This window comes from Stenotrophomonas maltophilia (genome assembly GCF_025642255.1).
Taxonomy (GTDB): domain Bacteria; phylum Pseudomonadota; class Gammaproteobacteria; order Xanthomonadales; family Xanthomonadaceae; genus Stenotrophomonas; species Stenotrophomonas maltophilia_P.
The window spans coordinates 2,596,639-2,621,957 of the sequence record NZ_CP106759.1 but is presented as its reverse complement, the minus strand read 5'-3'; the positions used below and the strand labels follow the sequence as shown (position 1 = coordinate 2,621,957).

Below are 25,319 nucleotides of genomic sequence, written 5' to 3'. Positions count from 1 at the left end.
GATGGGTGACAACTCCCCCCGTTTGCTGACCGTCGCGGTGACCTCGCGCGCCCTGTTCGATCTCGAGGAAAGCCACGCGCTGTTCGAGACCGATGGCGTGGCGGCCTATGCGGAGTACCAGCGCCAGCACGAGGACGACATCCTCGGTCCCGGCGTGGCCTTCCCGGTGGTGCGCAAACTGTTGGCGCTGAACCAGGGCGCCAGCCCGGAGAACCCGCGCGTCGAGGTGATCCTGCTGTCGCGCAATTCGGCTGATACCGGCCTGCGCATCTTCAATTCGATCCAGCACTACGGCCTGGGCATCATCCGTGCCACCTTCACCGCCGGTGAGCCGACCTGGCCCTACGTGAAACCGTTCGGCACCGATCTGTTCCTGTCGGCCAATCCGGAGTCGGTCCGCAGTGCGCTGCGCCACGGAATCGCCGCTGCGACGATCCTGCCCAAGCCACCCGGCGAGACCGCTGCGGCCGCCGCGGACCAGATCGACACCGGCCGACCGTCCGGCCAGCTGCGCATTGCCTTTGACGGTGATGCGGTGATCTTCGGTGATGAAAGCGAGCGCATCTCGCGTGAACAGGGGGTCGAGGCATTCGGCCGCCACGAGCGCGAACGTGCGCGCGAACCGCTCAGCGGTGGCCCGTTCCGCGGCTTCCTGTCCGCGCTGCACACGCTGCAGGAGGTGTTCCCGGCCGGTGACAGTGCGCCGATCCGCACGGCGCTGGTCACCGCCCGCTCTGCGCCCGCGCACGAGCGGGTGATCCGCACGCTGCGCGAATGGGGCGTGCGCCTGGACGAGGCGCTGTTCCTGGGCGGCCGCCACAAGGGGCCGTTCCTGCAGGCCTTCGGTGCCGACATCTTCTTCGATGATTCGCAGCACAACATCGACAGCGCCCGCGAACACGTTGCCGCGGGCCATGTGCCGCACGGTGTCGCCAACGAGGGATGACGCGGTAGCGCCGGGCCACGCCCGGCGTTCTGCATCATGGGGTGCCGGCCATTCCCAACTGCAGGTCAACCACTTTCCAGCGCAGCCCCTGCGGTTCCAGCACGACCTTCAACGGTGGTTGGCCCGGGCCGCGATCAACGTCGACGACGAAGCGGTCGAACGCTTCGAAACGGTGGCGGGCGTTCTTCAAAGGCCGTGCCGGTTCGGTCGCCGCGAAGGCATTTCCGCCCTGCAGCTCGTTGCGCCCACGCTTCCACAGCACATGGCCCTGCAGCATCGCACCGATGCCGGTCGGGGTCATCAGGGTGTCCACCGCTGCGCCGCCAAGCTGGTCGCCCAGGCCATAGAGCAGGGCGCCGAACGGACTGCTGGCCACATCGGGGCCGGCCTGGCGCACGAGGTAATCATTGAGTTGCGCACGCAGGCTGACGCGCACGCGCGGAAAGTCGACGTAGCGTTCCAGTGCGGCGGTATCGCGCTGTTCGATGGCCTTGGACAGACCCTGTATGGTCAGGTAGGGGCCGCCGAACCACACGCCGGCCAGTGCAATCACCAACAGGACCACGATCGCAGTGAGCTTCTTCATGCCGCCAGACTGCCGCAAGTGCGGCCGGCCGGGGTGAAGACTCAATGACTGGGCGAACCGCTGCCGTCGCCATAGGCCGCGACCAGGCGTTGCCGTTCGGCGGGGCGCAGTGCTTCGGGTCGCGTGGCCAGCACCTCCTCCAGACTGCCGACGCGGGTAGTGCCCAGGATGCCGGCGGCCACGCCGGGGTGGCCCAGAACGTAGGCAAACGCAGTCTGGGCCGGACGCTGGCTGTCGATCGCCGCAATGGCCCGGCGCATCGCACGTGCGCTGCGCATCAGACGGCGGCTGCTGGGCTTGAGCCACGCGCGCGCCAGGTACCAGGCATCGGCCAATCTCGGCCGGCGAGGCTGGCTGGGCAGCAGGTGGCCCTGTGCGAGCACGGTGCCTGCCAGTACGCCGATTCCGGCCGCATGCAGCTGGTCGATCAGCGGCGCACGATCCTGCTGCAGCGCGTTGTAGTCCAGCAGGACCACGTCGAATGCCTGTGGATGCGCAAGCATCCAGTGCAGCGTCGAGGCTGAGTGGGTGTTGATGCCGGTGGCGCGGATCAGGCCACGTTCGCGCAGGCGCTGCAGCGCATCGAGCAGATCGTCGTTGATGTCGTGCGCGGTGGCGCCATGCAGCTGGTAGATGTCCAGGTAATCCAGGCCAAGGTTGCGCAGCGAGGCTTCGCAGCTGGCGGTGATGGCCGCAGGCGAGAAATCGCGCTGTTCTGCGCCACTGATGCCGGCCTGTCCGGTCAGTGTGCCGCCCTTGCTGGAGATGACCAGTGACTCACGCGGGTAGCGGGCCAGCAGCGGCCGCAGGATGCGACCCAGGCGCGGTTCGGCATGGAAGCCGGAGTAGTTGTGGCCGGTGTCGAACAGGTTCACGCCCTGGGCCAGCGCGTGCTCGACGATCGCTGCGGCGGCATGCTCGGCAAAGCGGCGATGGCCCCAGAAGCCCGAGCAGCCCAGCCCGACCGGCGATACGGACAGGCCGGTGCGGCCGAGCGGGCGGCGTTGCCGGGCCAGTGGCATCAGAACTCCAGATCCAGTGCCGCGCACAGATAGTCGACGAAGGGGCCGAGCGCGGCCAGATCCTTGCCGAGCGTGGACAGCAGGCGCGGCCCGGTCATCGTCTCATCGTCCAGCGAGCGCCACATCACCCAGTTGCGATGCTTGAGATCGTCGATGAACTCGAAATCGGCGGGGAAGCCACGCGGCGGCCTGACCAGCTTCTCGCTCTGCTCGAAATCGAAACGCCGGCGCAGGGCGGGTGCATGCGCTGCGGCCTTCCAGCTGCCGGGGTTGTCCAGGATGAAATGGCGCACGCGGCGCTGGGTGTCCGGTTCGGGGTGCCACAGGCCGGCACCGACGAAGCTCTCGCCCGGCTGCAGATGCACGTAGAACGACGGAGCGGCCACTTCGCGGCGGCGTTCATGGAACAGGCGTGCGCCCTGCCAGGTCTTGTACGGCGATTTGTCGTTTGAAAAGCGCGCATCGCGATGGATGCGGAACAGCGAACCACCGACGCCACGGGTATCGGCACGGAAATGCGCGCTGACCTCGGCCAGCGCGGGCTGCAGGTCGCCCAGCAGGCGCAGGAACGGCTGCCTTACATGGTCTTCGTACTGCTGGCGATGGTCGTTGAACCAGGCCTTTTCATTGTGCCGCGCAAGGCTGCGCAGGAACCTGAAACTGGCGTCGCTGAAATAGGTGCTCACAAGCTCTCCTGCAGATGCTGGCCCCAGTCGCGCAGCGATTGCAGCAGGGCCAGGCGGCGATCGTCGTCCGGCGCCTCGGCGGCCAGTGCATCGAGCTGCTGCTGGTACTGGGGCAGGTTGAGTTCGCCCAGGCGGCCGTCACCGAGCAGGCGCTGGCGGCGGTAGTCCTGCCAGCGCTGGCGCTCGGCCGGTGCCAGGGTGTCGGGATGGTTGCGGGCGCGATAGCGGAACAGCAGTTCGGGCAGGCGCGGATCGCGGAAGCGGCCTTCCAGCGCAGCCAGCTCTGCGGGCGGCGTGGTCCGCGCCAGGGCCAGCAGTGGCTTGTCGCCATTGCCGAGGAAGCCGTCGTACAGCGAAGCATCGACGTCGGCCACGACGGCGTCCCGTGGTTGGTTGTACACCTGCCGTGCCTTCTCGGCCAGTTGCGGCGCGAATGCACGCAGCCGCTCGACCTTGGCTTCGATGGCGGCGACATCCAGGCCCAGGCGGGCGTGATCGTCGGGCCGCAGGTGGTTCCAGGCGACCAGCGCCGGGACCTTGTTCAGATGTACTTCCTTCAGCGGCACCCGGGCGACGCCTTCGGGCAGTTCGCTGGCGCGCAGGTAGAGCCGCTCGGCGATCGTCTCGGCTGGCAGCTGCAGCAGGTCGTCGATGTCACCTTCCAGATCGAACGCGATCACCCGGTTGTTGATCGTCGGGTGCACCGCCAGCGGCAGCACCGGAGCCGCGCACAGCCGGCTGGCCGGGTATCGCATGGAAATGTGCAGCACCGGCTTCAGCGCGCCCACGTCCAGCAGGCTGCCGACGAAACGCTTGTCGCGCAGTTTCAACGCGTACTCCCACAACCGCGGCTGCGACTGCTTGAACAGGCGTGCCATGCCGATCGTGGCGCGCACGTCCGACAGCGCCTCGTGCGCATCGCCATCGCGCACATTGTTGGCTTCGGCCAGGTGCTCGAGCTTGAACGACGTGGCGCCGTCCTCGCGCAGTGGCCAGTGGATGCCTTCGGGACGCAGGGCGCGCATCAGCCGCAGCATGTCCAGCAGGTCCCAGCGCGAGTTGCCGTTGCGCCACTCGCGCTCGTAGGGGTCATGGAAGTTGCGGAACAGACCGTAGCGGATGAATTCGTCGTCGAAGCGCAGGGTGTTGTAGCCCAGGGCACAGGTACCCGGGCGCGACAGCTGTTCGTTGATGCGGTCGAACGCTTCGGCTTCGCTGATGCCTTCAGCCAGTGCCCGCTGCGGCGTGATGCCGGTGACCAGGGTGGCCATCGGCGAGGGCAGCAGATCGTCGGCGGGGCGCACGAAGAAACTCACCGGCGTGTCGATCTCGTTCAGATCGGCATCGGTGCGGATCGCCGCGAACTGCGAGATGCGCGTTCGCCGTGGGTCCTGGCCGAAGGTTTCCAGGTCGTAGAACAGGAAGCTGTCAGCCATCAGTGTGCGCCCTCCAGGACCGGCAGCCGGGCATGGATCTGTGCCTCCAGAGCTGCCCAGTCGATGTTCTCCAGCGACGTATGGCCGATCGTGGCGGCCACCAGCATGTCGCGCTGGATGTCGGTCCGGCGCAGTGCCTCGGCGTAGGGCGTGTGCAGGAACGTGACCATGGTGTAGTGCGGTACGAAGCGGGTCGGCCAGCGATGCTGAAGCGCCTGCTCCAGCTCGCGCTGCAGCAGGAAGGCCGGGTCGGCGACGCGATCACGCATCTCCAGGTAGTTCTCCAGGGCCATCTGCTGGATCGCATGCGCGTTCGGCTTGCGTTCTTCCTCGAAGGCGGCGAACGCGCTCTGCAGGTCGTCGGCTTCCATCAGATGGCGGGCCAGTGCCACGCAGTCCTCGAACGCGCAGTTCATGCCCTGCCCGTGGAAGGGCACCATCGCATGCGCGGCATCACCGATCAGCACGGCCTGGCCCTGCTGGTGCCAGCGCTCCAGCGTCAGCGTGCCGAGCAGGCCGGGCGGATGCTGCTCCCAGTCCGTGCGCAGGTCGGGGATCAGCGGCAACGCATCGGCGAACTCGCGCGCGAACAGGGCTTCGGCCTGGGCGCCGGTATTGACGGTGGCGAAACTGGGCTCGCCCTGGTTGGGCAGGAACAGGGTGACCGTGAACGTGCCTTCGTGATTGGGCAGGGCGATGCACATGAAGTGGCCCCGTGGCCAGATGTGCAATGCGTTGCGTTCGATGCGGAAGCCACCATCACGGTCCGGTGGAATCTCCAGTTCCTTGTAGGAGTGATCGAGGAAGGCGATGTCCTCGCCCAGCGGCGCGCGCCGGTTCATCGCCGCGCGCAGCGCCGAGCCGGCGCCGTCAGCGCCGATCAGGCTGTCGAAGTGGATGTCGTGCGGGCTGTCGTCGCGATCGTCGATGAAGCGCGCATGGCCGGCATCGAAATCGACGGTATGCAGCCGGCGGTGGAAATGTACGGTGGCACCTGCCTGCTCGGCCAGTGTCAGCAGCGTGGTGTTCAGGTCCCTGCGATGGATCGACCAGATCACTTCGCTGTCGTCGCGGCCATAGCGCTGCAGCTGCGCGGCGCCTTCGCGCGGATGCACCATGCGTCCACGCATCATCACCGCGCGGGCCATCACCTCGTCCTCCACGCCGGCCTGCCGCAGCGCGTTGCGCCCGCGCTCGGCCAGCGCCAGGTTGATCGAGCGGCCGCTTTCGTAGTCGGCCACGCGTGGGTCGCCACGGCGTTCGTACAGGGTGATCCGCCAGCCCTGCCGCGACAGCAGGATGGCGAGCAGGGATCCGGCCAGGCCGGCACCAATGATGCTCAACGAGCGGGAGGCATGTGCGATCAACGAACTGTCCAGCAGGAGGGGAGGTGCCGGCTCAGAGGCCGGCCCAGGCTTCCACTTCCTCGACGAAATGGTGGACGTCCAGGTAGCGGTTGTAGAGCGGGGTGGGGGAGATGCGGATCACATCCGGCTCGCGCCAGTCGCCGAGCACGCCGACCGAGCGCAGGTGCTCGAACAGGGCGCGGCCACGCTCGCGGCCGGCGATCACCCGCAGCGAGAGCTGGCAGCCGCGCCGGTCCGGCTCGGCCGGGGTGACGATGTCGAGCACGTTGGCCAGGCGCGCGCGCACCAGGGCTTCGAGCATGCCGGTCAGTGCCAGCGACTTGCTGCGCAGGGCGTCCATGCCGGCCCGTTCGAACAGGTCCAGTGAAGCGCGCAGCGGCGCCAGGCCGAGGATCGGCGGATTGCTCAGCTGCCAGCCTTCGGCGCCGGTGGCGGGCGTGAACTGCGGGGACATCTGGAAGCGGGTGGCTTCGTCATGGCCCCACCAGCCGGCGAAGCGTGGCAGGGTGCTGTCACGGTGGTGACGCTCGTGCACGAACGCCCCGGCGACGGCCCCCGGGCCGCTGTTGAGGTACTTGTAATGGCACCACACGGCAAAGTCCGGCGCCACATCGTGCAGGCGCAGGGGCAGGTTGCCGACCGAATGCGCCAGGTCGAAGCCGATGCGCGCGCCCTGCAGGCGTGCGGCGCGGGTGATCGCATCGAGGTCGAAGGCCTGGCCGGTGCGGTACTGCACGCCTGGCCACAGCACCAGAGCCAGGCGAGGGCCATGCGTGGCGATCGCGCGTTCGATCGCGGTCATCGAGATCGTGCCGCTGGCTTCGTCCGGCTGCACCTCCACCAGGCAGTCGGCCGGGTCGAAGCCATGGAAACGGATCTGCGCTTCCACCGCGTGACGGTCCGTCGGGAAGGCGCCGGCTTCCATCAGGATCACCGGTCGTTCCCGGGTTGGCCGGTAGAAGCTGACCATCATCAGGTGCAGGTTCACACTCAGTGTGTTCATCGCCACCACTTCGCTGGGCAGCGCACCGACCACCCGCGCCAGCTGCGTGCTGACCAAGCGGTGGTAGGACAGCCATTGGGTGGGGCCGGTGAAGTGGCCTTCCACTGCCAGTTCAGCCCATTGCTTCATCACTTCCTGCACCGCCGCCTGTGCGCCGCGCGGCTGCAGTCCCAGCGAGTTGCCCACGAAGTAGGTCTGCTCGCCGCCGCCGTGGCGCGGAATCAGGAATTCACTGCGCAGCGGCCGCAACGGATCCGCGGCGTCGAGAGCGATGGCATGGGTGCGGTTCAGCAGGTCGGACATGGTCGGGCAACAGGCTGCAACGGGGCTGCCAGTGTAGCGCCTGGGGCCTGCGTGATGCCGCGCAGTACGCTCGCCGGGCATGGCCCGGCGCTACCCGGAGATCACGCGCATCGGCCATGCCGGGCCATGCCCGGCGGGGGCATCAGCAATCGCGATGCCCGGCGATCGATCAATCCGCCGCCGGTGCCGGCAACGGGTCGAGGTGGCCGCATTTGCCGCAGGTACGCAGTTCCAGGCTGGCGTGGTAACGCGCGAAGACCTTGGGCAGGTCGGTTTCGATGTTCTGCAGCGCGAAGAACTCCTCATGCAGCTTGTGGTTGCAGCGCTCGCAATGCCAGATCACACCGTCCATCTCGTGCGGCAGCCGCCTGCGCTCCACGACCAGCCCGACGCCGCCCGGTGGCCGGCGCGGCGAGTGCGGCACCTTCGCCGGCAGCAGGAAGATCTCGCCGGCACGGATCGGGATGTCGCGGACCGCGCCATTCTCCTGGACCTTCAGCACCATCTCGCCTTCGAGCTGGTAGAACCACTCGGGCCCTTCGTCGTAGTGATAATCGGTCCGCGAGTTCGGCCCGCCGACCACCATGACGATGAAGTCGCCGTTGTCGATCATCTTGTTGCCCACCGGCGGTTTCAGCAGGTGACGATGTTCTTCGATCCAGGCGTGCAGGTTGATCGGTGAGGCGAGCATGGTCGGGCTCCGTGGGGGATCAGTCGCGCTTGCCCTTGCGGGGGACATAGGAAAGCGCTTTCTCGTAAGCCGGCTGCAGATCTTCCGGCGAGCCGACATCGATGCCCATTTCGCGCACGCGGCCATCCTTCAGGCTGTAGACCCAGCCATGCACCATCAGCTTCTGGCCGCGTGCCCAGGCGTCCTGCACGATGGTCGAGCGGCACAGGTTGGCGACCTGCTCGATGACATTCAGCTCGCACAGGCGGGCATGACGCAGCTCGTCGGTCTCCAGCGCATCGATGATCGCCGCGTGCTTCTGCATCACGTCGCCGACGTGGCGCAGCCAGTTGTCCGCCAGGCCGACGCGGGTGTTGTGCAGGCAGGCATGCACGCCGCCGCAACCGTAGTGGCCCACGATGAGGATGTGCTTCACCTTCAGCTGGTCCACCGCGTACTGCACCACGCTCAGGCAGTTCAGGTCGGTGTGGGCGACCACGTTGGCGACGTTGCGATGCACGAACACTTCGCCCGGTGCCATGCCGATGATCTGGTTGGCCGGCACGCGCGAATCGGAGCAGCCGATCCACAGGTATTCCGGGTGCTGCTGCTTGGCCAGCTGATGGAAGAACTCGGGATCTTCCTTCTCGATGCGGTCGGCCCAGTCGCGGTTGTTCTGCAGCAGCTTGTGGATGTCTTTCATGTTCGGGTCCCTGACCTCGGTGGGGGCAAGTCGCGGCTGTCCGGCCGCGTCGTCGCGGGAGTCGGTGCGTTCAGCCGCTGCTGGCGGCCTCATCGCGGAACCAGCGCATCCACTGCGCCAGTTCGGTGGAAGGTGGGGCGTGCAGGCGATCCAACGCGTCGATCACCGCCTGCTGGTTGGCATCGGGATGGTTCTGGCTGAGCTTCAGTTTCAGCTGTACCTGTTCGACGTGGAAGTGGAACCCGACGATGGCGCGCAGCTCCGGGCCGTGCTCGGGACGATCAGCCTCGAACCGCCACTGCTGGCCGACGCTGGCTTCAAAGCGGTCGCTGATGTCGCCGACCAGCTGGGCCAGCGCATCGGTGCCGTCGAACGGCTGCAGCTGTCCGCGCAGCTCGGCAGCGGCATAGTTCCAGGTCGGAACGCGTGCCGCCGGTTCCTTGTCCGGATACCAGCTGGCCGAGACGTAGCCATGCGGGCCGTCGACCAGCACCTTGGCGGTGCCTTGGCGACGCGACTGCGGGTTGGCCCGCGCCCAGTGGCCGCGCAGTTCGATGCGCTGGCCATCACGCCGGTACAGCACCGGCACGCGGGTCAGCTCGGGCAGGCCGTCGTCACCGGTGGTGAGCACGGTGACGAACGGATCGCGCGCCAGCAGGCGGTCCAGCCAGATCAGATCGGTCTCGGCGAAGGCGCGCGGAGTGAACATCGGCCTGGGCTCAGGCGCGCCCGCCCAGCGATTGCACCATGCGCCCACGCAGGCCCTCGTCGCTGTCGGCGTGCGGTGGCTGCACCTCGTGCAGGCTGAAGCCGCGCACCAGCGCATCTTCTTCGTCCAGGCCGTCGAATTCGACGAAATCGGCGTCGAACAGCTGCGCGCGGGCAGTGTCCTCGCTGTCGTAGCTGAGGGTGTTGCCATCACTGTCGAGCACTTCGGCCGTGCCGGCCGGCCGCACGCGCAGGCGGGCCCAGATCAGGGTGTTGCCGAGGCTGGCCAGCCACCAGCTGTCGTGCGGGGCGGAGAGATCGTTCATGTAGGCGTTACCAGAGCGAAGCCAGCCAGAGCAGGGCAGCCATGCCCAGTCCGGCCAGCAGGGTCAGCAGCGAAACCCAGGCCGGCGTGGCCAACCCGGACAGCGAGCGATCCGGCTGCTGCCGGTAGTCGCGGCGCAGCAGCCAGGCCAGGGCATCGGGCTTGAGGAAGGCGCCGCTGCCGAAGCGCTGTGCCAGCGCCGGATGGCGGTCACGCACGTGCACCAGGGTCAGCGGCCAGAAGATCACGAAGGCACTGAACCCGGCCACTGCGACGCCGACAAAGCAGAGGGCGAAGAACAGGGTCATGGGGGCAGTACCTCCGTGGTCGGTGGTGGGGCTTAGAAGTCCGCGCTGCCGGGAGCGCGCGGGTAAGGAATCGCATCGCGGATGTTGGACAGGCCGCAGACGTACACCACCAGGCGCTCGAAGCCCAGGCCGAAGCCGGCGTGCGGCACCGAGCCGTAGCGACGGAAATCGCGGTACCAGCTGTAATGCTCACGGTCCAGGCCGAACTGGGCCATGCGCGCGTCCAGCACGTCCAGGCGCTCTTCGCGCTGGCTGCCACCGATGATCTCGCCGATGCCCGGCGCCAGCACGTCCATCGCGGCGACGGTCCTGCCGTCGTCGTTCAGGCGCATGTAGAACGCCTTGATGTGCTCGGGGTAGTTGGTCACCACCACCGGGCGGCCGACGTGTTCCTCGGTCAGCCAGCGCTCGTGTTCGGTCTGCAGGTCCAGGCCCCATTCGACCGGGAAGTCGAACTTCCGGCCAGACTTCTGCAGCAGGCTGACTGCATCGGTGTAGTCGATGCGCTCGAACGGCGCGTTGATGAAGTCTTCCAGCTTGGTGATCGCGTTCTTGTCCACGCGTTCGGCGATGAAGGCCAGATCATCGCTGCGCTCGTTCAGCACCGCGCGGAACAGGTACTTGAGGAACTCCTCGGCCAGGCGCGCATCTTCGGCCAGGTCGGCGAAGGCGATCTCCGGCTCGATCATCCAGAACTCCGCCAGATGGCGGGTGGTGTGGCTGTTCTCGGCGCGGAAGGTCGGGCCGAAGGTATACACCTTGCTCAGGGCCAGGCAGTAGGCCTCGACGTTCAGCTGGCCGGACACGGTCAGGAACGTCTCCTTGCCGAAGAAGTCGCGGCTGAAATCGATCGCGCCCTTCTCATCGCGCGGCAGGTTCACCATGTCCAGCGTGGACACGCGGAACATCTGGCCGGCGCCTTCGGCGTCGGAGGTGGTGATGATCGGGGTGCTGATCCAGTTGAAACCGTTCTCGTGGAAGAAGCGGTGCACGGCCTGGGCCAGGCAGTTGCGGATGCGGGTGACCGCGCCGAACAGGTTGGTGCGCGGGCGCAGGTGCGCCACTTCACGCAGGAACTCCGGCGTCATCGGCTTGGGCTGGATCGGGTAGGTGAGCGGGTCTTCGACCCAGCCGACCACTTCGACCGCACTGGCCTGGATCTCGAACGACTGGCCCTTGCCCTGCGATTTCACCAGGATGCCGGTGGCCACCAGCGAGCAGCCGGTGGTGAGGCGCTTGATCTCGTCGAAGTTGACCAGGGTGTCGTTGGCTACGACCTGGATCGGGGCGAAGCAGGAGCCGTCGGTCACATTCACGAAGGCCAGATTCGCTGAACCGCGCACCGTGCGCACCCATCCGCGTACCGTGACTTCGCCGCCTTCCGGGATCTTCCCGGCAAGCGCATGTTCAACGCTGACCACCGTCATGACTTGAATCCTCTGCTGATCGACTCGATCTGTGAACACGGGAGTTTACCGGTTGCAGCGTTCTGCTTGCGAGGCATTTCTGCGGCCCAACCTCCCTATAATGTCCCTGTTCCTCTGGAGTAGTCCCATGGCTGTCAGCCTGACCCCCATTGCCTTCGAGCGCGTGCAGCGCTTCGTCGCCCAGACCCCGGGCGCGCTGGGCCTGCGCTTCGGCGTGACCAAGACCGGCTGCTCCGGCTGGGGCCACGTGACCGACCTGGCCCGTGACGAGCGCGAGGGCGATACGGTCTTCGACCAGGACGGCGTGAAGATCTACGTCGATGCACAGAGCCTGGCCCTGGTCGACGGCACCGTGATCGACTTCGGCAAGCACGGCCTGAGCGAGACCTTCACGTTCAGCAACCCGAACGCGACCGCCGAGTGCGGCTGCGGCGAGAGCTTCACCACCGACGCCGACAAGGCCTGAGCGCCGCTTCCCCGGGGGCCTGCCGGCCGGTCCTCGGGCAGGTCCCGGCGCTGCCGGGTTCAGGTTCGGCCACGGTTGCCCGGCCGCCCCATCTGCGCCATAATGCGCGGCTTCCTGCCTTCCTGGCGGGAACCCTTGCCCCACCGCGGTCTGAACGGCGGGGGGCTGTCCGGCCGCAAGGCCACATCCGAAAGGTAGAAAAAACATGAGTCGTCATTACGAAATCGTGTTCATGGTCCACCCGGACCAGAGCGAGCAGGTCCCGGCCATGATCGAGCGCTACAAGTCGCTGGTCGAGAACGGCAACGGCACCATCCACCGTCTGGAAGACTGGGGCCGCCGCCAGCTGGCATACCCGATCCAGAACCTGGTGAAGGCGCACTACGTGCTGCTGAACATCGAAGCCGACCAGGCCGTGCTGAACGAGCTGACCGAGAGCTTCCGCTTCAACGACGCCGTGCTGCGCAACCTGGTCATCAAGCGTGACGAGGCTGACACCGAGCAGTCGCTGATCATGAAGAGCAAGGACGAGAAGGGTGACAAGCCGGAGCGCGGTGAGCGCCGTCGTCGTGACGACGAAGAAGGCGAGTCCACCACCACCGCTGACAACGAAGCCGGCGAAGACGCCGCTTCCGCCGCCTAAGGAGCCTTCCCATGTCCAAGTTCTTCCGTCGCCGCAAGTTCTGCAAGTTCACGGCTGAAGGTGTCAAGGAGATCGACTACAAGGATCTCAACACCCTGCGCCAGTACCTGACCGAGAACGGCAAGATCGTGCCGAGCCGCGTCACCGGTACCAAGTCGAAGTACCAGCGTCAGCTGGCGACCGCCGTCAAGCGCGCTCGCTTCCTGGCCCTGATTCCGTACACCGACAACCACGACGTCTGATGCCCGGCGGGGTGGCCGCGTGCCGCCCCGTTGTGCCAGCTATTCGGACAGCCTTTGTTGCGGGGCATCGCCTCGCTAACGAATAACTTATCTGGAGTAAAACCATGCAGCTGATCCTCCTGCAGAAGGTCACCAACCTCGGCAACCTGGGTGACCTGGTCACCGTCAAGCCGGGCTACGGCCGCAACTTCCTCGTGCCGCAGGGCAAGGCCGTGCCGGCCACCGAGAGCAACAAGGCAGAGTTCGAAGCCAAGCGCGCCGAGTACGAAGCCAAGGCCCAGTCCATCCACGCCGAGGCTGAAGCCCGCAAGGCGAAGCTGGAAGGCGCGAGCGTCACCATCGCCGCCAATGCTTCGACCGAAGGCAAGCTGTACGGCTCGGTCGGCCCGCGCGACATCGCCGAGGCCTTCACCGCCGCCGGCCTGCCGCTGGAAAAGAGCGAAGTCATCCTGGGCGAAGGCGCGTTCCGCAACATCGGCGAGTACGACGTGCTGATCCACCTGCACGCCGACGTCGAGACCACCGTCAAGGTCGTCGTCGAAGCCGAAGCCTGATCCCACGCCACAAGGCCTGGCATCACCGCAGAACGGGCGCCCGCGAGGGTGCCCGTTTTGTTTTGTCGGCCCGCCCGGCGGGCGCGCGGGCCCCGATGTTCCACGCCCATTCGTAGAACACGGCCACATCGGTATACTCAGGGCGTCACACCCGTTCCACGGTCGGCGATCCCAGCAGGATCAATGACTTGGAGGGTAAACGCAGGCCGCTTGCCGGCCTCAGTCCGGAACCCCTATGCGTCTTTCCACGATCAAGCTGTCCGGCTTCAAGTCTTTCGTCGATCCGACCACCCTGCATCTGCCGACCAACATGACCGGCGTGGTGGGGCCCAATGGCTGCGGCAAGTCGAACATCATCGACGCCGTGCGCTGGGTCATGGGCGAAAGTTCGGCCAGCCGCCTGCGCGGCGACTCGCTGACCGACGTGATCTTCTCCGGTTCCAACGCCCGCAAGCCCGTCTCGCAGGCCACGGTCGAGCTGATCTTCGACAACTCCGACCACACCATCTCCGGCGAGTACGCCTCGTTCAACGAGATCTCGGTCAAGCGCACGGTCAGCCGCGACGGCACCAGCAACTACTACCTCAACGGCACCAAGTGCCGCCGCCGCGACATCACCGATCTTTTCCTGGGGACCGGCCTGGGCCCGCGCAGCTACTCGATCATCGAACAGGGCATGATCAGCCAGATCATCGAGGCGCGTCCCGAGGATCTGCGCGTCTACCTGGAAGAGGCGGCCGGAATCTCCAAGTACAAGGAGCGGCGCAAGGAAACCGAAACCCGCATCCGCCACACCCGCGAGAACCTTGATCGCCTGGGCGACCTGCGTGAGGAGATCAGCAAGCAGCTCGAGCACCTCAAGCGCCAGGCCCGGCAGGCGGAGCAGTACCAGGCGTTGCAGGAAGAGCGCCGGGTCAAGGATGCCGAGTGGAAGGCGCTGGAGTTCCGAGGCCTCGATGGGCGCCTGTCGAAGCTTCGCGAGGGCCTGTCGCAGGAAGAAACCCGGCTTCAGCAGCTGATCGCGGACCAGCGCGACGCCGAGGCCCGCATCGAGACCTCGCGCATGCGCCGCGAGGAAGCGGCCGACGCACTCAATACCGCGCAGGCCGCGGTCTACCAGGTCGGTAGTACCTTGGCCCGACTGGAGCAGCAGATCCAGCACCAGCGCGAGCTGTCGCAGCGCCTGCACAAGGCCCGCGACGAGACGCGGCAGGCATTGGCCGAGCTGGGCCAGCACATCAGTGGCGATGAGGCCAAGCTGATGGTGCTGCGCGAGGCGGTGGACGCCGCGACCCCGCAGCTGGAGGCGCTGCAGGAAGAGAACGAGATCAAGCAGGAAAGCCTGCGCGAGGCCGAAGCCCGCCTGGCCGACTGGCAGCACCGCTGGGAACAGCACACCTCACAGAGTTCCGAGGCCTCGCGCGCCGGCGATGTCGAGCGCACCCGCGTGGACTACCTGGACCGGCAGATCCTCGACGCCGACCGGCGTCGCGAGGCGCTGGCCGCCGAGCGTGCCGGGCTGGACGTGGACGCGCTGGAAGAAGCCTTCGAGCAGCTGCACCTGCAGCACGACACGCAGAAGACCGCACTGGACGAGCTGAGCGAACAGGTCGAGCAGCGCAAGCAGGGCGTGGCCACCGTGCAGGAACAGCAGCGCAACGGTCAGAACGAACTGGCCGAACTGCGCAAGCAGGTCAATGGCCTGCGCGGTCGCCTGGCATCGCTGGAAACCCTGCAGCAGGCCGCACTCGGCCAGGAGCAGGGCGCCGCGGTTGCCTGGTTGAAGGCGCGCGGGCTGGATTCGGCCGCGCGCGTGGGCGAGCGTCTGGATGTCGATGCCGGTTGGGAAAATGCGGTGGAAAGCGCCCTCGGCCAGCTGATCGAAGGCGTGCTGGTGGACGACCCGGCAGCTCTGGTCGATGCGCTGGGCGAACTGGGCGAAGGGCGCATCGCACTGGTGTCTGACGATGCCAGCGATCTGGACGTCGCCGCGACATCGCTGGCCGCGCGCGTGCGCGGACCGACGGCGATCCGACGCCTGCTGGCGCATCTGCATGGCGCGCGGGATCTGGACGAGGCCCGTGCCCTGCAGGCCCGGCTGCCCGCCGGTGATTCGATCATCACCCAGCGCGGCGAGCGTCTCGGCCAGGGCTGGGTGCGCGTGTCGCGCTCCGGTGCGGCCAAGCAGGGTGCGCTGCTGCGCGAGCGCGAGATCAATGAGCTGCGCGAGCAGATCGAACAGCTGCAGAACCGTGAGGTCGAGCTGGAAGATCAGCTGTCCGGCTTCCGCGAGCAGCTGCTGGCCGCCGAACAGCAGCGCGAAGATGCGCAACGGGCGCTGTACCTCGCGCATCGTGCGGTATCCGAGCTGGCAGGTCAGCTTCAGGGCCAGCAGGGAAAGGTGGAGGCCGCACGCACGCGCATCGATCGCATCGAAGGCGAGCTGAGCCAACTGCTGGAGACCCTCGAGGTCAACCGCGAGCAGGCGCGCGAGGCACGTTCGCGGCTGGAGAGTGCCGTCAGCAGCATGGGCGACCTGGAATCGACCCGGCAGGCCCTGGAAAGCGAACGCCGGCAGCTGGCCGAAGCACGCGACCTCGCCCGCGAAGCCGCACGGGCGGTGCGCGAACGCTCGCATTCGCTGGCACTGACCCTGGAATCGCAGCGCGCACAGGTGGCATCGCTGAGCCAGGCGCTGGAGCGCATGAGCACCCAGCGCGGGCAGCTGGATTCGCGCCTGGGCGAACTGCATTCGCAGCTGGACGAGGGTGATTCGCCGGTCGAATCGCTGCAGGCCGAGCACCAGAATGCGCTGGAAGAGCGCGTGCGTGCCGACCGTGTGCTGGCCGAAGCGCGTACTCTGCTTGATGGCATCGACGCCGAGCTGCGCAATTTCGAACAGACCCGCCACCAGCGTGATGAGCAGGCGCTGGCGCAGCGCGAGCGTATTTCCCAGCGGAAGCTGGACCAGCAGGCCCTGGTGCTCAGTGCTGACACCCTGCAGGCTGCGGTGGAGAAGGCTGGCTTCGTGATGGCCGACCTGCTCAACGCATTGCCCGAGGACGCCCGCCTGGGGGACTGGGAGCAGGCCGTGCACCAGATCGACGGTCGCATGCGCCGGCTGGAGCCGGTCAACCTGGCGGCGATCCACGAGTATGGCGAGGCATCGCAGCGGTCGGAGTATCTCGATTCGCAGCATGTGGACCTGACCACGGCGCTGGAGACCCTGGAAGACGCCATCCGCAAGATCGACCGCGAAACCCGCGGCCGATTCAAGGATACGTTCGACCGGGTCAACGCCGGTGTACAGGCCCTCTATCCGCGCCTGTTCGGCGGTGGCCATGCCTATCTGGAACTGACCGGTGAAGATCTGCTCGACACCGGCGTGACCATCATGGCGCGTCCGCCGGGCAAGCGCGTATCCAGCATCTCGCTGCTGTCCGGCGGCGAGAAGGCGATGACCGCGGTGGCGCTGGTGTTCGCGATCTTCCAGCTCAATCCGGCGCCGTTCTGCCTGCTGGACGAAGTGGACGCACCGCTGGACGAGGCCAACGTGGGCCGCCTGGCCAACATGGTCAAGGAAATGAGCGAGAAGGTGCAGTTCCTGTTCGTCAGCCACAACAAGGCGACGATGGAAGCTGCGCAGCAGCTGTCGGGCGTGACCATGCGCGAGCCGGGCGTCAGCCGCCTGGTCAGCGTGGACCTGGAAGAGGCCGCGCGATTGGCGGGCGCGGCCTGACGTGCCATCCTAGTTACCTGAATGAACTAGCCGGAGAACCTATCGAATGTCCGACACGGCACTGTTGCGCATCGGCATCCTGGCCGCCGGCCTGCTGTTGATCGCCGCGATCTTCCTGTTTGGCCGTCCGAAGAAGAAGCCCCAGGGCCGCCGCGTGGAAGGCACCGAACCGACCAGCAGCGAGCGCCGCGAACCGGTCCTGGGCGAGGACGGCGTACCGTTGGCCGATACCCGCCTCGATCCGGCACTGGGCGAAGAGGGTCAACAGGCCGAGCTGGGCCTGGCCGACACCGAAGCCGGCGCGGCCAGCGACCTGGGCAAGCGCGCCACCCAGGATTTCGACAAGATCGTCTCGCTGTTCGTGGCCGCGCGGGCCGGCGAGCAACTGCGGGGCGAGGACATCGTCGTGGCGGCCGAGAAAACCGGTCTGGTGTTCGGCCACATGAACGTGTTCCATCGTCTGGTGGAGGGCCATCCGGAACGGGGGCCGATCTTCTCGATGGCCAGCATCATGAAGCCGGGCAGTTTCGACATGGCCAACATCCGTGCCATGGAGACGCCGGCCATCGCCTTCTTCCTGACCCTGCCGGCGCCGCTGACCGCGCTCGATGCCTGGGAGAAGATGCTGCCGACCGTGCAGCGCATGGCCGAGCTGCTCGATGGCGTGGTGCTGGACGACAGCCGCAACGCGCTCGGCCGCCAGCGCATCGCCCACATCCGTGACGAGCTGCGTGCCTATGACCGCCAGCACCAGGCGCCGCCCCTGACCAAGACCCCGCGCTGGTAAGCGCGGTCATCCCGGGTATGCCGACCCACGGTCGGCACCCACCACCACAGCAGATCCATCGCCTGCGTGGATGAAGTCAGGAAGGCACCCCGGCGACCTGGGCGAACGCGGCGCGGAACGCTGCCATCTCCTCCTCGGTGCCAACGGTCACACGGACGCGCTGCGGCCAGATCGGCCAGCTGCGACCGATCACCACACCCTGTGCGGCCATCGCCCTGGCAAAGGCGGCACCGTCGCGCTGGACGTCCACCACGAAACAGTTCGCTTCCGACGGCAGGCAGCTGAAGCCACGCTTGCCCAGCCAGGCGATGGTCGCCTGCCGGATCTTCGCGTTCTGCAGACGGCGCTGCGGAACCAGCTGCGGATCGTGCAGGCTGGCCAGAGCGGCGGCCAGCGCCGGCACCGGCAACGGGTTGTCGCCGAGGCTGCCCAGCTCGCGCAGGTGATCGGGATGGGCCGCTGCCGCGCCCAGGCGCAGTCCGGCCATGCCATACAGCTTGGAGAAGGTGCGCAGCACGATCAGGTCATCGCGCTCGGCCACCTGCGCGATCAGGCTCGGCTGGTCGCTGTACTGCAGGTACGCTTCGTCCACCAGCACCCGGGTTCCGGCGGGCTTGCTGGCCAGCAGCCAGGCGAGCTCGGCGGGCGGGCTGATCGAACCCGTGGGGTTGTTGGGGTTGCACACATACATCAGCCCGGTCGGGCGCGCGTGCGCGGCAGCCACCATCGCGCGCACATCGTGCGCGCCGTCGCTGCGCAGAGGCACTCGGCTGACCTGTGCGCCCCGCGCGGCGGCCACGTCGCCAATCGCCTCGAAGGTCGGATCAGCCACGACCAGGCCCTGCTGCGGGCCGGTCCAGATTGCGGCGGCACGGTTCAGGGGCTCGCTGGAGCCCGGGTACAGGCGCAGGTGATCGGCACTGACGCCGCTGAGTTCGACGAATGCATCACGGACCTGCGCCGCCAGCTCGAAGCGGTAGCGGCCGCAGCGCGCGATGCTGTCGCGAGCGGCCGATTGCGCAGCGGCGGAAGGCCCATACGGGCATTCATTGAAGTTCAGCAGCACCGGCCCATCGGCGCGCGGCGACGCGGGAGCCGCAGCCGGGGCGGTTTGCGCGTATCCCAGGCCCGGCAGGCCACTGCCGGCGACGGCGAGGCCGGCACCGGCCAGCTGCAGGAAGCGACGACGGGAGGCAGGCAGGGTCATGGGCAGGTTTCCGGAGGGCGGCCGACGCACGCTAGCGCTGCCGGTGGAGGGCGGCAAGCCCGTCTTTCGCGGAGCGGGGCCCGGCGCTGCCGGGGCGGGGACGTTACAGGGCATGATGGCCCGGCGCGGTAGAATCCCCAGCCGCCCCAGAATCACCGATCACGATGAGCCCCAGCCCCGCCGAACGCGTCGATGAACTCCGCCGGCAGATCGCCCAGGCCAACCGCGCCTATCACGAGCTGGATGCGCCGGAGATCCCCGACGTCGATTACGACCGGCTGGTGCGCGAGCTGGAAGCACTGGAACGCGCGCACCCCGAACTGGCCCGCACGGACAGCCCGACCCAGCAGGTCGGCGCGCGTCCCTCCGGGCGTTTCGCTGAAGTCCGCCACGCGGTGCCGATGCTGTCGTTGTCCAATGCCTTCAGCGATGAGGAGGTGACCGACTTCGTGCGCCGCATCGACGAACGCCTGCGACGCGGTGCCGCGCGCTTTTCGGCGGAGCCGAAGATGGACGGGCTGGCGATCAGCCTGCGCTACGAGGATGGACATTTCGTTCTGGGTGCGACCCGCGGCGATGGCACGACCGGCGAAGACGTCACGGCCAACCTGCGCGAGATCGGCGACATCCCCCGGCGTCTGCACGGCAAGGGCTGGCCGGACGTGCTGGAAGTGCGCGGTGAGGTCTACATGGCCCGTGCCGACTTTGAAGCCTACAACGATCGCGCCCGGCTGCATGGCGGCAAGGTACTGGCCAACCCGCGCAATGCGGCGGCCGGGTCGCTGCGGCAGCTCGACCCGAAGATCAGCGCACAGCGCAAGCTCAGCTTCTTCGCCTACGGCACCGGAGAAGTGCAGGGCGGCGAACTGCCCGATACCCATTCGGGCACGCTCGCGCAGCTGGGTGCCTGGGGCTTCCCGGTCAGTGATCTGTGCAGGGTGGTGGAAGGTGCCGATGGGTTGCTGGCCTACTACCGCGATATCGGCGCACGCCGCGATGGCCTGCCCTTCGACATCGATGGCGTGGTCTACAAGCTGGACGACCGCGCTGGCCAGCAGGCGATGGGTTTCGTCTCGCGCGCACCGCGCTGGGCCATCGCGCACAAGTTCCCGGCGCAGGAACAGAGCACCACGCTGGAAGCGATCGAAATCCAGATCGGCCGCACCGGCGCTGCCACTCCGGTCGCGCGCCTGGCGCCGGTCGCCGTGGCCGGCGTGATCGTCTCCAACGCAACCCTGCACAATGCGGACCAGATCGAGCGCCTGGACGTGCGGGTGGGTGACAGCGTGATCGTGCGCCGTGCCGGCGACGTGATTCCCGAAGTGGTCAGCGTCATCCTCGACCGCCGGCCGCCGGGCACCACGCCGTGGCAGATGCCCACGCGCTGCCCGGTCTGTGGCTCGGAGATCGTGCGCGAAGAGGGCGCGGCCGCGTGGCGCTGCTCCGGTGAGTTGTCGTGCCCGGCGCAGCGCAAGGAGGCCATCGCCCATTTCGCTTCACGTCGCGCGATGGATATCGATGGCCTGGGTGACAAGTACATCGAAACCCTGGTGGATGCCGGCATCGTCAAGGGCGTGGCGGACCTGTACCGGCTCACCCGCGACCAGCTGCTGCACCTGAAGCTGGTGCTCGACGCGGAAGATCCGTCCGCGCTGGCCGCCAGCCTGGCGCCGCACCTGCCGGCCGAAGGCAGCGGCACCGTGCTCAATGCCGTGCTCAAGCTCGATGGCAACGATGTGGCCTGGCGCGCGCAGGCACTGGCGCAGCCGGCCAGCTTCGAGTGGAACACGAAGAAGATCGCGACCCGCTGGGCCGACAACCTCATCGCCGCGATCGACACCAGTCGTGCCACCACGCTGGAACGGCTGTTGTTCGCGCTGGGCATCGAACATGTCGGCGAAAGCACGGCCAAGGCGTTGGCGCAGTGGTTCGGTGATCTGGCCTTGATCCGACGGCTGCCCTGGCCACTGTTCAAGCGCGTGCCGGACATCGGTGGCGAAGTGGCACGTTCGCTCGGTCACTTCTTCGAGCAGCAGGGCAACCAGCAGGCCATCGACGATCTGCTGCAGGTCGGCCAGGTGCGCATCAGCGACGTGCATCCGCCCAGTGCGAAGCTGCGTGAGGGGCTGGACCTGGCTCAGCTGCTGGTGGAATCGGAGATCCCCGGCATCACCCGCCTGCGCGCGGAAAAGCTGGTGGCGGTGCTGCCCAGCGCGCAGGCCGTGCTTGATGCCGAGCATGGCCAGTTCGTCAATGCCGGATTGCCCGAGGACACCGCGCGCGGCCTTGCCCAGTGGCTGGAAGCTGACAGCCATGGCGTGATGCTGCTGGCTGCCGAGGAGGCGATGCAGCAGATCCTGGCCAAGGCGCCCGCGCTGACCGAAATCGTCGCCGGTCCGCTCGACGGGCAGACCGTGGTCCTGACCGGCACCCTGGCCCAGCTCACCCGCGATGTGGCCAAGGAGCGACTGGAGGCGCTGGGAGCCAAGGTGTCCGGCAGCGTGTCGAAGAAGACCCACTTCGTGGTGGCGGGTACCGAAGCCGGCTCCAAGCTGGACAAGGCGCAGGCCCTGGGAGTGCCGGTGTGGGACGAAGCGCGCCTGCTGGCCTTCCTCGCCGACCACGAATGATCACCCTGCCGGGCGTGACATGCGCCCGGCCCGAAACAGCAAAGGATTCCCGATGCAGACTGCCCCGCTGGACTTCCGCCTGGCCACCCGCGCCGACGAGGAACTGCTGATCTCGCTGATGCGCGCGTTCTACGCCGAGGACAGGATCGAGTTCGACGACGTGCGCGTGCGTCGCGGTGTCGATGCACTGCTGGCCGATCCGCGCAACGGCGAAGTGCTGCTGTGGCTGGACGAAGCCGGTCAGGTGGTCGGCTATGCGGTGATCGCGATGGGCTTCAGCCTGGAGCAGGGCGGGCATTTCATGCTGCTTGACGAGCTCTATCTGGGGCCGCGGGCACGCGGCCGTGGCCGGGGCAAGCAGGCGCTGGCCATCTGCGAACAGCGTGCACGCGGACGCGGGGTCAGCCGCCTGCGCCTGGAGGTGAACCACCACAACGAACTGGCGCGTCGGCTGTACCTGGCCAGTGGCTACATCGATGACACCCGCGACCTGCTGACCCTGCCGCTGGATCACCCGCGCCCGGAGGGCATCCTGTGAGCGACGCCCTGCGGCGCAAACTGCAGCAGCGTGCCGCGCTGAACGCACTGGTGCGCCGCTTCTTCGCAGAGCGTGACGTGCTGGAGGTGGAGACACCGATCCTGTCGGTGGCCGGTAATACCGAGCCCAACATCGACAGCTTCCATACCGACTTCAGCGGCCATGTCGACGCCGGCGGCCGCCGTCGCTGGCTGCGTACGTCGCCGGAGTACCCGCTCAAGCGGCTGCTCGCTGCCGGTGTCGGCGACTGCTACGAACTGGGGCGGGTGTTCCGCAACGGCGAGGCCGGCGGGCGCCATAACCCGGAGTTCACCCTGCTGGAGTGGTACCGGGTTGGCTGGGACCATCACCGGCTGGTGCAGGAAACCGCGGAGCTGGTCCGCCTGGCTCTGGGCCTGGTTGGACGCAGCGCCAGCCTGCGTGTGCTGAGCTACCGCGAGCTGTTCCAGCAGCAGGTGGGCGTGGATCCGTTCCAGACCGATGAGGCCGGGCTGCGCGCTGCGCTGGGTGACGTGCATATCGACCCGGTCGGGCTGACCCGCGACGACTGGCTGGATCTGCTGATGACCCATCGCATCCAACCGCATTTCGATGACGCAGTCATGACCGTTGTCCACGACTGGCCGGCGAGCCAGGCAGCACTGGCCCGCATCCGCCCTGGTACGCCGCCGCTGGCCGAGCGGTTCGAGCTGTACCTGGGGGCCGTGGAGCTGGCCAACGGCTATCACGAACTGAACGATGCCGACGAACAACGGGCGCGTTTCCAGCACGACCTGCAGCGCCGCCATGCGCGCGGGCAGGTGCAGCCGGCGCTGGACGAGGCACTGCTGGCGGCGCTGCCCGCGATGCCTGCGTGTGCGGGAGTTGCGGTCGGCATCGATCGCCTGTTGATGGCGATGAACCGCACGCCCCGCATCGCCGACGTGCTGGCCTTCGATTTCGCCGGCGCCTGAGCGCACGCGGCTTTCTGAACCAGACAGACTGAACGGATTGCCGCGTCCGCGCGCTTGATTCAGCAAGCACGATGATGCTCTCATCACTCCCGATGCCAGACACTGGCATGGCAGTTCGTCCAGTCCTATGGGGAAGGCTTTGGTCAAGTGGTTTGCGGTTGTGGCGGCACCGGTCTACTCCATTGCGATGTGGGGAGTGCTGACGCCGTTGCCGGCATCGGCGCAGCAGGCCGGCTATGACGGCGAAGTCGTCACCTGCGAGTCACGCGACATGGCCTGGGTGCACTGCGATATAGATGTCAGCAACGGCGTCGATCTGGTTCGCCAGTTGTCCAGCAACAGCTGTATCCGTGGCAGCGAATGGGGCACCGACCGCAGCGGCGTGTGGGTCACGCTCGGCTGCCGTGCCGAGTTCCGGGCGCGCCCGGCGCAGGGAGTGGCTGCGGCCGAGCCAGGCAGCAAGCGCAAGGTGCGCCGCGTGGTCCGCTGTGAATCCAATGGCCGTCCGCAGAGTTGTCCGGTGCGTCTGGACGGCGCACCGGTGCGCCTGCTGCGGCAGCTGTCGGTGCTGCCATGCCGGGAAGGGCAGGGCTGGGGTTACAAGCGCAACGAGGTGTGGACCAGCCGTGGCTGCCAGGGCGATTTCGAGGTGGCCGATGAGCAGGGCCGTTTCGTCGACGTGCCGCGCCGGCTGACCTGCGAATCAAAATCGAAGAAGCGCCGTTTCTGCGGCGCCAGCATCTCCGTCGGTGCCGCGGTGCGACAGCAGCTGTCCAGCACCGAGTGCGTGGAGGGCAGCACCTGGGGCTGGAGCCGCAACGGCATCTGGGTGGACGGCGGTTGCCGCGCCGAATTCTCGGTGAATTGAATCCGGCCGGGTGCCTGCGCGAGGGGGCGTGGCCCTACAATGGGCCCATGAACACTGCCACCGACCTCGATTACGCCCGCTACGACCACATCCGCCCGATCCTGTGGACCGGCGATGCCCTGCAACTGCTGGACCAGCGCAAGCTGCCGTTCGTGGTCGAGCATGTGGTATGCCGGGACAGCGATGAAGTCGCCGCGGCCATCCATGCCCTGACCGTACGTGGCGCCCCGGCCATCGGCATCGCGGCGGCCTGGGGCGTCGTGCTGGCAGCGCGTGAGGTGCAGGCGGCCGATGGCCCGCTCGCCCTGCAGCAGCTTGAGCCGGCGCTGCAGCGGCTGAACGCCTCACGCCCGACCGCCGTCAACCTGGCCTGGGCACTGGCGCGGATGCGTCGTTGCCTGGGCAGCGCCGGTGCGGACTGGAAGACGCTGCTTGAAGCGGAAGCGCGGGCCATCGCCGAGGAAGACCTGGCCGCCAACCGCCACATGGGGGCGCTCGGCGCCGGCCTGATCGATGCCGGCAGCGGCGTGCTGACCCACTGCAATACCGGCTCGCTGGCCACCGCCGGCTTCGGCACCGCGCTGGGCGTGATCCGCGCCGGCATGGCCCAGCACCGGATCGCCCGCGTGTTCGCCGGCGAGACCCGTCCGTGGCTGCAGGGCGCGCGCCTGACCGTCTGGGAACTGCAGCAGGATGGCATCGACGCCACCCTGATCGCCGATTCGGCCGCCTCGCACCTGATGAAGACCGGGGCCGTGCAGTGGGTGATCGTCGGCGCCGACCGCATCTGCGCCAATGGCGATACCGCCAACAAGATCGGCACCTACCAGCTGGCCATCGCCGCGCGCCACCATGGCGTGAAATTCATGGTCGTGGCGCCGTCCTCGACGGTCGACATGGAGACCGTCGACGGCAGCCAGATCGAGATCGAACAGCGCGATCCGGGCGAGCTGTACGGCGTGGGCGGGACGCGCACGGTGGCCGAAGGCATCGCCGCCTGGAACCCGGTGTTCGACGTCACCCCGGGCGAGCTGATCGACGCAATCGTGACCGAGCGCGGCGTGATCCTGAACCCGACCGTGGAGAACATGCGCGCCGCCTTCGGCGGTTGAGACGCACAGGCGGTCTGCGCCGCGGGAGCCGGGCGCATCTTCCGGGTTCGCCGCGGCCAGCCCCGGGCGTGGCCCGATGGGCCCCGTCCT

25 protein-coding genes are annotated in these 25,319 nt (G+C 67.6%); 12 read left to right on the top strand and 13 right to left on the bottom strand.

Annotated features, from left to right (window positions below):
• Window position 1 precedes the first annotated feature (1 nt).
• Window positions 2-946, top strand: coding sequence for a 5'-nucleotidase (locus N8888_RS12080; RefSeq protein WP_053515425.1), 945 nt, complete (start codon window positions 2-4; stop codon window positions 944-946).
• Window positions 947-980: 34 nt separating this feature from the next.
• On the opposite strand, the gene N8888_RS12075 is transcribed toward N8888_RS12080, so the two are convergent.
• The 12 genes from N8888_RS12075 to asnS form a co-directional block, all read right to left on the bottom strand.
• Entirely contained in the window at window positions 981-1,532 is a 552-nt protein-coding gene (locus N8888_RS12075; protein WP_263174999.1) for a DUF2939 domain-containing protein, read from the bottom strand.
• Between the two features lie 41 nt (window positions 1,533-1,573).
• A complete protein-coding gene (locus tag N8888_RS12070; protein ID WP_197601042.1) occupies window positions 1,574-2,554 on the bottom strand; it encodes an aldo/keto reductase in 981 nt (326 codons plus the stop codon).
• Window positions 2,554-3,240 (bottom strand): DUF2461 domain-containing protein, encoded by a 687-nt coding sequence (locus tag N8888_RS12065; RefSeq protein WP_053515430.1) that lies wholly within the window; start codon window positions 3,238-3,240, stop codon window positions 2,554-2,556. Before N8888_RS12065 ends, N8888_RS12070 begins: the two co-directional genes overlap by 1 nt.
• Window positions 3,237-4,676 (bottom strand): exodeoxyribonuclease I, encoded by a 1,440-nt coding sequence (gene sbcB, locus N8888_RS12060; protein ID WP_263174996.1) that lies wholly within the window; start codon window positions 4,674-4,676, stop codon window positions 3,237-3,239. The genes N8888_RS12065 and sbcB overlap by 4 nt, the downstream gene beginning before the upstream one ends.
• Complete coding sequence (locus N8888_RS12055; RefSeq protein ID WP_197601041.1) at window positions 4,676-6,043, bottom strand: FAD-dependent oxidoreductase; 1,368 nt, start codon at window positions 6,041-6,043, stop codon at window positions 4,676-4,678. Before N8888_RS12055 ends, sbcB begins: the two co-directional genes overlap by 1 nt.
• 31 nt (window positions 6,044-6,074) lie before the next feature.
• Entirely contained in the window at window positions 6,075-7,349 is a 1,275-nt protein-coding gene (gene kynU, locus N8888_RS12050; RefSeq protein WP_053515435.1) for a kynureninase, read from the bottom strand.
• Between the two features lie 169 nt (window positions 7,350-7,518).
• Window positions 7,519-8,040: a 3-hydroxyanthranilate 3,4-dioxygenase gene (locus N8888_RS12045; protein WP_263174992.1), complete on the bottom strand. Its 522-nt coding sequence runs from the start codon at window positions 8,038-8,040 to the stop codon at window positions 7,519-7,521.
• Between the two features lie 19 nt (window positions 8,041-8,059).
• Window positions 8,060-8,722, bottom strand: a complete 663-nt coding sequence (can, locus tag N8888_RS12040) for a carbonate dehydratase (protein ID WP_053515439.1) — start codon at window positions 8,720-8,722, stop codon at window positions 8,060-8,062.
• A 70-nt stretch (window positions 8,723-8,792) separates the two neighbouring features.
• Entirely contained in the window at window positions 8,793-9,431 is a 639-nt protein-coding gene (locus N8888_RS12035; protein ID WP_263174989.1) for an FMN-binding negative transcriptional regulator, read from the bottom strand.
• Between the two features lie 10 nt (window positions 9,432-9,441).
• Window positions 9,442-9,756: a hypothetical protein gene (locus N8888_RS12030; RefSeq protein WP_053515443.1), complete on the bottom strand. Its 315-nt coding sequence runs from the start codon at window positions 9,754-9,756 to the stop codon at window positions 9,442-9,444.
• 7 nt (window positions 9,757-9,763) lie between these two features.
• The gene (locus N8888_RS12025) at window positions 9,764-10,063 is read right to left on the bottom strand and encodes a hypothetical protein (protein ID WP_053515445.1); all 300 of its coding nucleotides are present in this window, start codon (window positions 10,061-10,063) and stop codon (window positions 9,764-9,766) included.
• 32 nt (window positions 10,064-10,095) lie between these two features.
• A complete protein-coding gene (gene asnS / locus N8888_RS12020; RefSeq protein ID WP_053515447.1) occupies window positions 10,096-11,490 on the bottom strand; it encodes an asparagine--tRNA ligase in 1,395 nt (464 codons plus the stop codon).
• Between the two features lie 127 nt (window positions 11,491-11,617).
• Between asnS and N8888_RS12015 the strand changes: the two genes are divergently transcribed.
• The 6 genes from N8888_RS12015 (at window position 11,618) to zipA (ending at window position 17,921) form a co-directional block, all read left to right on the top strand.
• A complete protein-coding gene (locus N8888_RS12015) occupies window positions 11,618-11,956 on the top strand; it encodes a HesB/IscA family protein (protein WP_053515449.1) in 339 nt (112 codons plus the stop codon).
• A 205-nt stretch (window positions 11,957-12,161) separates the two neighbouring features.
• Window positions 12,162-12,599, top strand: coding sequence for a 30S ribosomal protein S6 (gene rpsF / locus N8888_RS12010; RefSeq protein ID WP_053515451.1), 438 nt, complete (start codon window positions 12,162-12,164; stop codon window positions 12,597-12,599).
• Window positions 12,600-12,610: 11 nt separating this feature from the next.
• Window positions 12,611-12,841, top strand: a complete 231-nt coding sequence (gene rpsR / locus N8888_RS12005; RefSeq protein ID WP_002804494.1) for a 30S ribosomal protein S18 — start codon at window positions 12,611-12,613, stop codon at window positions 12,839-12,841.
• A gap of 104 nt (window positions 12,842-12,945) precedes the next feature.
• Window positions 12,946-13,395 (top strand): 50S ribosomal protein L9, encoded by a 450-nt coding sequence (gene rplI, locus N8888_RS12000; RefSeq protein WP_053515452.1) that lies wholly within the window; start codon window positions 12,946-12,948, stop codon window positions 13,393-13,395.
• Window positions 13,396-13,630: 235 nt separating this feature from the next.
• Complete coding sequence (smc, locus tag N8888_RS11995; RefSeq protein ID WP_263174985.1) at window positions 13,631-17,134, top strand: chromosome segregation protein SMC; 3,504 nt, start codon at window positions 13,631-13,633, stop codon at window positions 17,132-17,134.
• 46 nt (window positions 17,135-17,180) lie between these two features.
• Window positions 17,181-17,921 (top strand): cell division protein ZipA, encoded by a 741-nt coding sequence (gene zipA / locus N8888_RS11990; RefSeq protein ID WP_053515456.1) that lies wholly within the window; start codon window positions 17,181-17,183, stop codon window positions 17,919-17,921.
• A gap of 76 nt (window positions 17,922-17,997) precedes the next feature.
• Here zipA and N8888_RS11985 read toward each other — a convergent pair whose 3' ends face one another.
• Entirely contained in the window at window positions 17,998-19,128 is a 1,131-nt protein-coding gene (locus N8888_RS11985; RefSeq protein WP_263174982.1) for a pyridoxal phosphate-dependent aminotransferase, read from the bottom strand.
• A gap of 158 nt (window positions 19,129-19,286) precedes the next feature.
• On the opposite strand from N8888_RS11985, the gene ligA reads away from it, so the two are divergent.
• The 5 genes from ligA to mtnA all read left to right on the top strand — a co-directional run bounded on the left by ligA (window position 19,287) and on the right by mtnA (window position 25,229).
• Window positions 19,287-21,758 (top strand): NAD-dependent DNA ligase LigA, encoded by a 2,472-nt coding sequence (ligA, locus tag N8888_RS11980; RefSeq protein ID WP_263178406.1) that lies wholly within the window; start codon window positions 19,287-19,289, stop codon window positions 21,756-21,758.
• Window positions 21,759-21,810: 52 nt separating this feature from the next.
• The gene (locus tag N8888_RS11975) at window positions 21,811-22,296 is read left to right on the top strand and encodes a GNAT family N-acetyltransferase (protein WP_053515463.1); all 486 of its coding nucleotides are present in this window, start codon (window positions 21,811-21,813) and stop codon (window positions 22,294-22,296) included.
• Window positions 22,293-23,249 (top strand): EF-P lysine aminoacylase EpmA, encoded by a 957-nt coding sequence (epmA, locus tag N8888_RS11970; RefSeq protein ID WP_263174980.1) that lies wholly within the window; start codon window positions 22,293-22,295, stop codon window positions 23,247-23,249. Before N8888_RS11975 ends, epmA begins: the two co-directional genes overlap by 4 nt.
• Window positions 23,250-23,388: 139 nt before the next feature.
• Complete coding sequence (locus N8888_RS11965; protein WP_081279796.1) at window positions 23,389-24,117, top strand: DUF3011 domain-containing protein; 729 nt, start codon at window positions 23,389-23,391, stop codon at window positions 24,115-24,117.
• 47 nt (window positions 24,118-24,164) lie between these two features.
• Window positions 24,165-25,229, top strand: coding sequence for an S-methyl-5-thioribose-1-phosphate isomerase (mtnA, locus tag N8888_RS11960; protein ID WP_065176042.1), 1,065 nt, complete (start codon window positions 24,165-24,167; stop codon window positions 25,227-25,229).
• The last annotated feature ends 90 nt before the right edge of the window (window positions 25,230-25,319 follow it).